Below are 12464 nucleotides of genomic sequence, written 5' to 3'. Positions count from 1 at the left end.
AATCCCAAAACAAATATCGTTGCCGACGGATTCAACGAAACAGGATAACGCGCTTCCAATACAAACTTATTGTACGCGACACCTCCATTACCATACGAACCTGATGGCCCAATCGACCTATCTTTATAACCCCTTAAACCGATTATATCGCGGTTAAATTGAAATCCTTGCACCATACCAGAACCACCCACATCAAAACGCTCGAAACGAGTTGTCTCCCGATTGCCATAAGCCCCCAAGAAACCCAAGTGGGCACGGGTATGAAGTACCAATTTCCCAATCAACGGGGTAAACCAACTAGCATCAAACATCCATTTATGATATTCAATCAAGGTTCCTGATTTATTCCCGCCCAACAAAGAAAAAGGTGGAGTCAAAGAACCTGTCAGTGAAAAACTAGAACCATTTCGCGAAAAAGTAGGGTTATCAATACTATTCCGAGAGAAGTTAGTCATGAAGGTAATCGAAGTAGAAATACCTTGTGGATAAGCCCATGTGTAATAACGGTCAACATCAAACGAAGAAAGCGCTAGGGAATTACTTAACGAAAAATAATCATCTGGCCATTTTAAGCGCTTTCCTAAACTGAACGTAATGCTAGTCACATTAAAGTGTGCCGAACGTAATGAATCAGGAACAGCAAAGGAATTAAATCCACCCAAACCACCATTAAATCCTCCTAAACCACCACCGCCGAAGCCACCGCCGCCAAATCCGCCTCCACCGAAGCCGGCTCCACCGAAACCGCCTCCACCGAAACCGCCTCCACCAAACTGATTTTGACCACCAAATCCCGTATTCCGAAACTGATACGGATACGATACACTTCGATTCAAAGAAACAGAAAATGAATTAGGTTTTTTACCACCTAACCAAGGCTCCGTAAACGTTAAGCTATAGTTTTGAAAAGCCGCACCATTCGCCTGAAAACGAATCGATAATTTTTGCCCATCTCCAGCTGGCAAAGGACGCCATGCCGACAATTTTGTTAAATTTTTTGCAGAGAAGTTATTAAAAACAACCCCCAATGTTCCCACAAAACCAATGAATCCACCCCAGCCACCAGATAATTCAATCTGATCTGAAGGTTTCTCCTCCACATTATATTCAATATCCACCGTACCATCCGGTCTCGGAATTGGATTTGGTGTAATTTTTTCTGGGTTAAAATAACCAATGGTCGACAACTCGCGAACAGTACGGATGATCGCCGACTTATTAAATTTCTGACCTGGAAGCGTACGAATTTCGCGCATGACAACATGGTCAGACGTTTTGGTATTACCATTCAACACAACCTTGTTGATCGTCGCCTGCTTTCCTTCACTAATACGAATCGTTAAATCAATCGAGTCACCTACAATAGCTGTTTCCACAGCCTCTGCATTATAATACAAATACCCATTATCCATGTAAACAGAGCTCAAGTCTTCACCTGGATTTCCAGCCATTTTCTTATCTAACTCTTCCGTATTAAACACATCTCCCTTTTTTATACCCAGAACATCATTCAAAACCGAGTCCGGATATATGTAATTCCCATCAAAAATGATCGACCGGTAAAAGTATTTTTTACCCTGAACTAAATTAATTGTTAAGTTAACAGACTCATCATTAAATCGAGAAACTGAGTCAGATTCAATTTGAAAATCACGGAAACCCAACTTATTCATCGCCGCAAGTAATGTCTCCTTATCCTCATCCCATTTCTTAGGAACAAATTTAGAAGGCTTAAAAACACGACCAAATCGCTGCTGCTTGGTGTTCTTAATTTTTCGCAGGATTAATGCTCTTTGCTTAGCCTCAATTCCATTCAAAATAATCTTATTCACCTTAACTTTAGCACCTTTGTCTACAGCAATTACAAGCGTAGCATTATTACCGCGTAAGGTATCTACTACGATTTGAGACTTCGTTTTGATATTCAATCGCCCTTTTTCTTGGTAATACTTTCGAATAACTAGTTCTAGATTTTTCCGTAACGTTTCCGTAATAATCTTACCCTTATATGTCTTAACTTTTTCATTTAAAGTCTCCGTCTCCCCCTTACGAATACCCGTATATTTTAATGCAAACAATCTTGGACGCTCCTTTAATTGAATACCCAACCAAATTTTAGTTCCTTCCGTTTTGACCACATAAATCTCTACCTCATCCAAAATTCCTTGATCCATAATCTTACGAATTGCAGTCGCAATCGCATCACCAGGCACTTTGATTTTATCCCCCACTTGTAAACCCGAAATATTAATCATCGAGTTTCCATCATAAAACTGTGAACCAGTTACCTCGATACCCGCAATCTCTAATTCTTGAGGATCAGCAAAGGAAAATGTGGGACCTGACGGTGCAGTAGAGGGAAATAATCTACCCCCACGTATTTGAGCAAAACCTAATTGACTACCTAAAAGAAATAATCCCAATACTATAAATCGGAACAATTTAAATTGATTAGATACTTTTTGAAACTGCATGCACTTGATATTTTTCATGAATAGGCTTAGCCCTCGCGTTTAACTTGTTCACTCGTTTTCCCAAACCGACGTTCCCGCATTTGGAAATCTAAAATTGCCTGATGTAAATGCTCTTTCCGGAAATCAGGCCAAAATAACTCTTCAAAAATATATAACTCCGCATAGGCTAATTGCCACAACATAAAATTACTAATTCGATGATCCCCACCCGTCCGAATCATTAAATCCGGATCCGGCATTCCAGCCGTGGCCAAATGCTGATCAATCACTTCCGAATTCACCGCATCAGCCGATAATTCACCAGCAGCTACTTTCAACGCCACCTGCCTAGTTGCCTGGACTAAATCCCATTTACCTGAATAAGATAAGGCCAAAACTAAAGTCAAACCCGTATTTTCAGCCGTTTGGTTTATCGCATCCTGCAAAACCTTTTGGGAGTTCACAGGCAACGAACTTAAATCACCAATCGCCCGCAAACGTACTTTATTTTTCATCATCGATGGTAATTCATCGTGAATGGTACTGATCAACAAACTCATTAATGCCTTTACTTCAGATTGTGGACGATTCCAGTTCTCCGTAGAGAAAGCATACAAGGTTAAACAACCCACGCCCAATTCCCCACAACCCTCAATCGTCTCCCGAACGGCTGTTAACGCGTTACGGTGACCAAAAATACGATCCGTAAAACCCTGCTGTTTTGCCCACCGACCATTCCCGTCCATAATAACGGCAATGTGCGCCGGCAGATTGCCTAGGTCAATAGATTCTTTTAAATTCTGATTCACAATTAACTAAACTTACACATAGGTGGCAAAGGTAGGGATTATTCGCGAGGACAAAAAACGGATTTGATTACATACGTTAAGGTAATTGAACTCTGTAAAACCTGATCCGTTTGTTGGGTCGTAAAGTTACTGACACTCCCACCCTCCGAGGGCGTATTATCCAGCATATCCGAAAATGCCTTACTCGAGCCAAACTCCCACTGCAATCCCAACCGAGGAGTTAATTGATACTTCACCCCCACGCCATACGGGATAGCCCAAGTGAAAAATGGTGTGGTTGAACCAAAACTACCCTTTGGACTAGCAAAGAGATAACTCAATCCACCATACACGTAAGGAGACCAGTTTTTAATCTTTTTATCAGTCTGGTAATCCAAGAAATTATAATCTACGATACCAGACATCTCTACTAAAGGTGAAGTAAAGTAAGTAGACCTAAGGGAGGGGTTTGGACCGGGATTATTAATTCCTGCTCCACTAATTCGACCTAAACTAATTTGAGCCCGGTAAGCAAATGCCTGCGTACGTTGATAGCGTACATTGAATTTTACCGCTGTTGAAATAACTTTCAATTGATTCAAATTCGGAATTAACTTCCAATCACTAACATCTCCTTTATATAAATTCATCCCTGTCGCGGCCGATAACGCCCAGCGTTGTGCAAGTGTATCAAACGTCAGACAGCTCAGAAATAAACCCACAAAAAGAAGAAAACGATTCAACAGACTACTTTTTAGGAATATGATATACCAACTGAATTTGGGTGGTAAAATACTGATCTACTCCCCATGAATATTCGGGAACCACAGCGGGTTTGGTCGTATTTCGAACCGCTAAAGTGTTAGGCGCAACGCTAAGTATAGAACGATTCGTATAAAAACTAGTTGCCGCAGGTACCTGATTCCGATTATCCGAAACATCATCCAAATAATCACTAAACGCCACACGGTGCATGATTTCAAAACCAAGATCAAAATCATCCGTCAAACGGTAGCGAAAACCTACGCCCACCGGAATGGCCAGTCCCACCAAACTGTAGGAATTTCCTTCGGATGGGGTATTTTGACCATGTAAACTAATCCAATTTCCTTTAACTAATGTTCCATTCGACATAAAAGCATCTTTTCGAGCCCGGGGGTCATGTGAAAATGCCGCAATTCCCGCCATTACATATGGTGCAAATTGGGGTCTTTTGCGAATGAATTCTTTATTACCCATCAGTTCAAAAACACCTAAAATAGTTAACTCCTTTAAGTCATTTTGAAAATGCAAATTGCGGTAGTAACTGCCTGAAAAGTCCCCATTTTGATCAAAATAATTATCGTCCCCGGCAAGTCGCACATACGACAAACCAAATCGAGCACTGAAATTTTTTGAAAAATGACGTGTAAATTGAGCTCCTAGATTCCAGCGCATCGACTGAATTCCGGCCTGTGCAAAACCACCTAAAGGGGCTAAATCACCTATATAATTCGAAGATCCCATACCGATCGAAACAGTAGAATGGGCATCAAAGCGATCGGTATACCCACCAGCCCGTTGACCTAAAAACCAAAACGGACTTTGAGCCATTGAAGCAAAACGGATCAAAAATAAACTTACCAGCAGAAATAAACGCATTAGTTAAAATTTGATGAATAACGACCAAAATGTAGAATTGTTGCCTGCATTTGATTCATCAAAGGTAACAAATATTGCTTGGCCGGAAAAAATTAATCGTTTTGAATCTGGATGCTTCGTGTTATTCGGCCACCACGAAGATTTTGCAAACTCAGAATATAATGACCTGAGGCTAGCAAAGAACCCTCCAAAGTCACAGAATAAGAACCTACCGCGCGCTTTCCTTCAAACAAGTTCAGGATTAAGCGGCCTTGAATATCATAAACTGCAAGTAAAATATCCGTCTCCACAAAAATACCATATTGAATCAAGCCAGTTTGGCGAATCGGATTCGGCCAAGGCACCAATAATTCCATCGTATGTTGCTCAGGCATTCCCTCGATCGAATTGTTATATAAAGGAAGTCGCTCAAAGGTAGATTGAAAAATCGTCGCCGTTCGCACATTATCTAAGCCAAGGTGATCCCGTAAAACAGTACTATATACTTGACGGTAATCGTATTTAAATTTCAAATCACCATTCGCATCCACGGAAGTTAAATCCGGATTAGCACCCAAAATACCTCCACGAACAGTTTTTCCAATAACAAACATAGGCGCGGCCGTTCCATGATCGGTACCTAATGAACCATTCTGATTGATGCGTCGGCCAAACTCCGAAAATGTCATAACACTTACCCGATCAGCCAAATTTTGATTTTTCAAATCTGTTTGAAAAGCAGATACAGCCTCTGAAATCGTCCGCCACAAATTGGCATGCTGCGTTAGTTGATTTGTATGCGTATCAAATCCACCTATATTAACTAAATAAATGGGGGTGTTTAAGCCTCCAGACACCAACTTTGACACGATTCCTAACTGCCTACCTAAACCTGTACTTGGGTAGGTTAACGAATTTTTTCCTTTAGCCGCACTGGACTGAATGACCGTAGCAAACTGAATCGAAGCTGCTGCCACTTGATTTAAAAAACCCAACTCCTCTCCTGCCTGCGTTTTCGGCGGAGCATCCATATCGGCAGTTGACCCATTTACCAATTGATAAAATAGGTTCGGATCTTCAAAAACAGTACCAAAACGGCCAAGATCTGACTGAAAGGCCAAGGATTCAACAGAGCCCAATTGAACCGCCATCGGATGCTTAGGCATTTGAATCGGGAAATTAGGATACTGCGTCAGTAAATAACGGCCGGCCCAACCTTCCTCCAAAACCACGTTTGAAGCAGAACCTGTATTCCAAATATCTGTAGCTCTAAAGTGCGAGCGATTCGGGTTCGGGTACCCAATATTTTGGGCAATAGCCACTTGGCCCGCATCATATAATTTTTTAATTCCCACCATCGAGGGATGCAAATACATGTCTTTATCTAACTTAAGGGCACTTGCTTTTGGAATAGCAATGTTGGGACGGGCAGTGTAATATTTATCGTCTTCTCCTGGAATCACGGTATTTAATCCATCATTACCTCCACCCAACTGAATGATAACTAAAACTTTTCCTGGCTCTGCTTGACCTGCAAGAGCAGAAGGAATCTGTGCAAAGGCTTTACCTGGCATCGAACCGATACCAAAAGTAACACCTCCGGACAAAACTGCCATTGATTGTAAAAATGATTGCCGACTGATCTTCTTTTTCATCCTTAGTTCAATTGATATTCGGGCATGCGCATCATCGCCTTAATTAAACGAGCAATACGCACATCTGCTTGAGGTGTATTTGTAGACCAATTGGCCGCAATCGTGCCTTCCAACATCGTTTCTAGCAAAAACGCCCGCTTAGTATCCGAAATTGGAAATACTATAAATAGGTCAATGAGTTGATTGACAAAGGCCACCGCTTTCTCGCAGTTGGCAAAACTTCGCGCATATACCAAAGGATTCAATTTGCCCGTAACATTAGCACCATTGAACCGCTTTCCAGATAGCAACGAATCCGTAAATCCGCCTCGGTGCGAATAGGTCGTCGAGCTAATCCACTCCCGTTGTCCGGGCCAGCCCGCGACATCAGGTGGTTGAAACAATTGCATTTGCAGCGTTCTTGCTAGCTCAAACACATTGTTCCAATCTGGCACTGGTATTTGCAGAAGCTTTAATGAACCGATCATTAATTCTTGTGGATTTTTTATCCTACTAGCCAAAATACTTGGTTGGTAAAACTCATCCGAAAGCATCAAAAATCGAAATACCGGTTTCAGCTCAAAATTATTGGACCGAAAAACGTCTGCCATTTTTTTTACAAAAACTTCATCCGCTTTATAGTATACGAAATGTTGGTAAATCTTGCGACATATAAATTCAGCCGTTGCTTTCTGCTCGAAAATTAAGTCGACTAACGAATTGACATTAAATTTGGCTGTTTTACCTAGAATGGTAAGCGAAGCATTTGTGTAGGAACGGGCTGGATCATAGGTAACCGTTAAGCCACGCACTTGATATCCTGAGAGAGCTTTAGCAGCTTGTTTAACATCGTTCTCTGAATAATTACCGATACCGATCGTAAAAAGTTCCAATAATTCACGACCATAATTTTCATTTGGGGCTGCCCCGCGGCTATTGTTACCATCAAGGTAGATCAGCATGGTAGGATCTACACTAATCTCTTTTACAAGCTGTTTGAAATTTCCAAAGGCAAATTTCCGAAACAACTGATTCTGCTGATACATGTACTGGGGATAATTCACCTTGTCACGTTCACAGGAAAAATGGTTATGCAGAAATAAAACGACTTTTTCTTGCATGCTTAACCCTTGTGTATACATGCGTTTATTCCACCATTGCGTTAATTCCGTATACCAGCGTCCAGCATCGCCGGAACTTTGTTGGGCCTGAGCAGGAACGAGCGAAACCCACGCATTAGGAGCTGCAGGAAGTGGAACTGGGGCTAATAAAGCTTGATCCACTAAAGAAATTAACGACCCATAACCCATCGCTTTTTCATAGTCATTCGCTGAAAAACCGAACAATGTTCTGGATAGAAGATGTCTAACGTTTGATGGTGATGCGCTAGGCATAAAATGTAAGTTATAACGCAAATATAAAAGTAAAAACCGAATAATCAACTAATTGATTATTTTTTTAACAGGTTAATATTCAATATGGTATCGGGTTTGGCAAAGCGTGTAACACGCACTGCGAGGCTACCGGCTTCTTTTTTGACACGAAAAGGAACAGCTACCTGATCGAAAAAATTGGGGTCAGCTAAATACAAATCAATTTTTTTTCGCGTGTTCCCCTTTTCTTTAACAACTAAAATGTAGTGGATTTCATTTTTATTTGAGGCGTCCGCATACTTCTTTCGAATCGCTCCATCTAAAGTCATCTCAGTCAGTTCATCTGGAGAGTCATATAAATTTTCAGCCCAGAATTGAGGCAAGTAGATTTGTGCAATTAATGCGACAGCAACAATAGCAATCAGATAGGTAGTGAAATTCTTTCCTGTAACTGCAGGACCTGAAGAGGATCCACCCATCATGCCACCAAATATTGGCATTTTTAACTTTTTGCGCGGGGTACGGCGGGGTGATACGGGATAATCAGCCATGGAAAATGAAATTTGGAATACAAAATAAACCAATTATAGGTTCAAATTTTCAAAAATATTGGATTAATTGATCCAACATAGCACGGATAAAAATTCAAATTGGTAAATTGCAATTTAAATTTTCACCAAGCCTAGGTAGGCACTGTCAAACATGTTTTCGATACTAAGCAAAACCGTTACAAAGATATTTGGTACTAAATCGGACCGCGACATCAAAGTAATTCTTCCGATTGTTGATAAAATTAAAGACGCCTACGCTCAGCTGCATGAGATTTCAGATGATGCACTTCGTGGCAAAACCTCCGAGTTTAAACAGCGTATTGCCGAATTTCTCTTGGAAATCGACACGCAAATTACTGAATTGCATACGCAAGGAATGGCTACGGCTGATGTGGATGAAAAGGAGACATTTTTCCAACAAATTGATAAATTAAACGAAGAGCGCAACAAGCAATTGGAAATTGTGCTTCTTGACATTTTGCCCGAAGCCTTTGCTGTTGTAAAGGAAACGGCACGTCGATTTACAGAGAATAAAAAATTAGTCGTTACGGCTACCATTGAAGATAAATTTATCGCATCCAAAAAAGCCAATGTGGTTATTGAGGGCGAAAAAGCAATTTGGCATAATCAATGGCTCGCGGCAGGCAATCAGATTACTTGGGAGATGATACATTACGATGTACAGTTGATCGGTGGTATTGTCTTGCATCAAGGAAAAATCTCTGAAATGGGTACGGGTGAGGGTAAGACGTTGGTTTCTACACTTCCCACTTACCTAAATGCGATAGCAGGACGTGGCGTACATATTGTAACTGTCAATGATTACTTGGCGAAACGTGACTCCGAGTGGAATGCACCTTTGTTTGAATTCCATGGCTTGAAAGTGGATTGCATTGATAAGCATGAGCCGAATACGGATGAGCGCCGACAAGCCTATATGGCGGATATTACGTATGGCACAAATAACGAATTTGGTTTCGATTATTTGCGCGATAATATGGCACGAAGTCTAGAAGATCAGGTGCAAAGACCACACCATTTTGCGATGGTGGATGAGGTCGATTCTGTATTGATTGATGATGCGCGTACCCCGTTAATTATTTCGGGACCGATTCCGAAAGGTGATGAACAGGAGTTTGAGGCGTTCCAACCGCGCGTTCACAAATTGGTTGAAGCCCAAAAACAAATCGTACAAAATTTCTTAGTTGAGGCTAAAAAATTGATCGCTGCGGGAGATCGCAAAGAAGGTGGGTTAGCGTTATTTCGTGCTCACCGCGGACTTCCTAAGTCGAAACCATTAATTAAATTCTTGTCAGAAAGCGGCATGAAGCAATTAATGAATGAGACGGAATCGATCTATTTGGCAGAGAATCAAAAACTGATGCCACAAGCGGATGAGCCTTTATTGTTTACGATTGAGGAGAAAAACAATCAGGTTGAATTGACTGAAAAAGGTTTGGCCTTTATGAGTGGGAATACAGAAAATCCTGATTTCTTCGTTTTACCTCACTTATCGATTGATTTAACTAAAATCGAGCAAAATAAGGACTTGAACGATAGTGAGCGATTAGCTCAAAAGGAGCAGCTCATTTCAGAATACAATGAAAAAGCATCCCGTATTCATACGGTGAGCCAGTTATTAAAAGCCTATTCCCTATTCGAAAAAGATACCGAATATATCTTGGTCGATGGCAAAGTGAAGATTGTGGATGAGCAAACGGGTCGTGTGATGGAGGGTCGTCGGTATTCAGATGGATTACATCAGGCGATTGAGGCAAAGGAGGGCGTAAATGTGGAGGATGCATCGCAGACTTACGCGACAATTACCTTGCAAAATTATTTCCGGATGTACCATAAATTAGGTGGTATGACGGGAACAGCGGAAACAGAGGCGGGTGAGTTTTGGACGATTTATAAGTTGGACGTCGTATCCATCCCAACCAATCGTGTGGTTCAACGAAAGGATCATGAGGACAAAGTATACCGTACGGTCCGCGAAAAATACAATGCCGTTGCGGAGGAGATTCAGGAATTAGTTACGGCAGGCCGACCGGTCTTAGTGGGTACAACGTCTGTTGAAAACTCAGAATTATTGAGTCGATTATTGAGTATTCGCAAGATTCAGCACAATGTATTGAATGCCAAACAGCATGCGCGCGAGGCGGAGATTGTGGCGGAAGCGGGTCAATCGGGCAAGGTTACGATTGCGACCAACATGGCGGGTCGTGGAACGGATATTAAGTTAAGTCCAGAATCGAAAGCTTCGGGAGGTTTGGCTATTATAGGAACGGAGCGACATGAATCGCGTCGCGTCGATCGCCAGTTGCGTGGTCGTGCGGGACGTCAAGGGGATGTGGGTTCGTCTCAATTCTTTGTGTCTTTGGAGGATAATTTAATGCGTTTGTTTGGGTCGGATCGTATTGCTAAAGTGATGGATCGTTTGGGGATGGAAGAGGGAGAAGTGATCCAGCACTCGATGATTACGTCGTCGATTGAGCGTGCGCAGAAGAAAGTGGAGGAAAATAACTTTGGTATTCGGAAGCGGTTATTGGAATACGATGACGTGATGAATTACCAACGAAATGCTATATATAAACGTCGGCAAAATGCACTTTTGGGCGAGCGTTTATCGTTGGACATCGTTAATATTTTATTTGACGTGTGCCAAGATTTGTCGGCAAACTACACCGACTACACCGAATTAGAATTAAAGGTGATTGAGATTTTGGGTATGGAGCCTCCGTTTACGGCGGAGGAATTTAGTCGTTTGGCACCTGATCGCAAGACGGAACAATTATTTTTGGCGGCGGAGCAGCACTATAAAGCGAAGAATGAGGTGATTTCGAATCAGGTGATTCAAGTGGCGGAAGAGGCAAAACGTCAGGGATTTTCAGGCATTCAAGTACCTATTTCAAATGGCCAAATGGTCACTGGAATTGTGGTGGATGCGGATAAAACAATTCTTTCACAGGGTAAGGAAGTGATTACTGAGATGGAGAAATTCATTACGTTGACATTAATTGACCAAGAGTGGAAAGAGCATTTACGCGAGATGGACGACTTAAAGCAGTCGGTGCAAAATGCCGTATTCGAGCAAAAAGATCCCTTGTTGATTTACAAATTTGAGGCGGTGAATTTATTCCAACGTTTTGTGGCTCGGGTGAATATGGACACGATTAGTTTTGTGGTTAAGGCGGAGATTCCGGCGGTGCAGTCGACGAATCAATCGGCGGCAAAAGCACCGAAAGAAAAGACTCCTAAATTACAGATGAGCAAAGATGAGGCATTGTCGTCGTTGTTGGGCGGCCTATCTGGCGCACAAGAAAATCCCGGATATTACGACCCATCCGAAGCGACTCAAGAGCGTGTCGCACCACGTCAGGCGATTAAAATCGCGGACAGAAATCAGCGCGTTACGGTTCAGTACATTGATGGCAGCATCAAGGAAAATGTGAAGTACAAGGCTGTGGAGGCGGATGTAGAGAGTGGGAGAGCGGTTGTTATATCTTAGACGTTAGACGCTGGACGTTGGACGCTAGACGTTGGACGTTAGACGTTAGACGTTGGACGTTAGACGTTGGACGTTGGACGTTAGACGTTGGACGTTAGACGTTGGACAAAATATTATTTATTTTTTTCTAATTCCTTGGTTAAGAAATTGATCAAGGAATTTGTCATTTTACCGATGGCATCGATTTGACCAACTGGTTCCTGTTGATCCTCTTCATTAATGTAACTTAAGTGAAAAGCAGTAATAACCATTGATTTAACTTCACTTTGGGAGCCTAAAGCAATCGCTAAAAAACGCTTAAACTCCCGGTCTGATTTACGATCAAAACCTTCTGCTATGTTATTGGAAATTGAAATGGCTGCATGCTGAATCTGATTTCTAAATCCGAAATCGTCTGATACATTAAAATGAAAATAGATTTTTTTGGTCAGAGGTACTGAGCGTTGCCAGACTAACAGATTTTCGAATTTCCTTTGATTCTTCATGGGAAGTAAAGGAAAAGAAATAAGAGGGATTCTATAAATGAAAAACTGA

The 12464-nt window shown here is 41.7% G+C and carries 9 protein-coding genes; 1 reads left to right on the top strand and 8 read right to left on the bottom strand.

What is annotated here, in order from left to right:
* The 7 genes from AC1W6K_RS07635 to AC1W6K_RS07605 form a co-directional block, all read right to left on the bottom strand.
* Window positions 1-2492, bottom strand: a 2492-nt coding sequence (locus tag AC1W6K_RS07635; RefSeq protein WP_481947036.1) for a BamA/OMP85 family outer membrane protein, incomplete at its 3' end; no start/stop codon positions are given.
* A gap of 8 nt (window positions 2493-2500) precedes the next feature.
* Window positions 2501-3262, bottom strand: coding sequence for an isoprenyl transferase (locus AC1W6K_RS07630; RefSeq protein ID WP_481947035.1), 762 nt, complete (start codon window positions 3260-3262; stop codon window positions 2501-2503).
* A 38-nt stretch (window positions 3263-3300) separates the two neighbouring features.
* On the bottom strand, window positions 3301-3984 hold the full coding sequence (locus AC1W6K_RS07625; RefSeq protein WP_481947034.1) for a DUF6089 family protein: 684 nt from the start codon (window positions 3982-3984) through the stop codon (window positions 3301-3303).
* A gap of 4 nt (window positions 3985-3988) precedes the next feature.
* The gene (locus AC1W6K_RS07620; protein ID WP_481947033.1) at window positions 3989-4882 is read right to left on the bottom strand and encodes a DUF6089 family protein; all 894 of its coding nucleotides are present in this window, start codon (window positions 4880-4882) and stop codon (window positions 3989-3991) included.
* Between the two features lie 92 nt (window positions 4883-4974).
* Window positions 4975-6516 (bottom strand): DUF1501 domain-containing protein, encoded by a 1542-nt coding sequence (locus AC1W6K_RS07615; RefSeq protein WP_481719974.1) that lies wholly within the window; start codon window positions 6514-6516, stop codon window positions 4975-4977.
* 2 nt (window positions 6517-6518) lie between these two features.
* Window positions 6519-7889 carry a DUF1800 domain-containing protein gene (locus AC1W6K_RS07610; RefSeq protein ID WP_481947032.1) on the bottom strand — a complete coding sequence of 457 codons (1371 nt, stop codon included), beginning with the start codon at window positions 7887-7889 and terminating at the stop codon, window positions 6519-6521.
* A gap of 56 nt (window positions 7890-7945) precedes the next feature.
* Complete coding sequence (locus AC1W6K_RS07605) at window positions 7946-8419, bottom strand: hypothetical protein (protein ID WP_481947031.1); 474 nt, start codon at window positions 8417-8419, stop codon at window positions 7946-7948.
* 151 nt (window positions 8420-8570) lie between these two features.
* Between AC1W6K_RS07605 and secA the strand changes: the two genes are divergently transcribed.
* Window positions 8571-11930: a preprotein translocase subunit SecA gene (gene secA, locus AC1W6K_RS07600; protein ID WP_481947030.1), complete on the top strand. Its 3360-nt coding sequence runs from the start codon at window positions 8571-8573 to the stop codon at window positions 11928-11930.
* Between the two features lie 113 nt (window positions 11931-12043).
* Here secA and AC1W6K_RS07595 read toward each other — a convergent pair whose 3' ends face one another.
* A complete protein-coding gene (locus AC1W6K_RS07595; RefSeq protein ID WP_481947029.1) occupies window positions 12044-12415 on the bottom strand; it encodes a four helix bundle protein in 372 nt (123 codons plus the stop codon).
* Window positions 12416-12464: the final 49 nt, after the last annotated feature.

It is taken from the genome of Aquirufa sp., from assembly GCF_964796385.1.
This window is presented reverse-complemented; position numbering and strand designations above follow the sequence as displayed.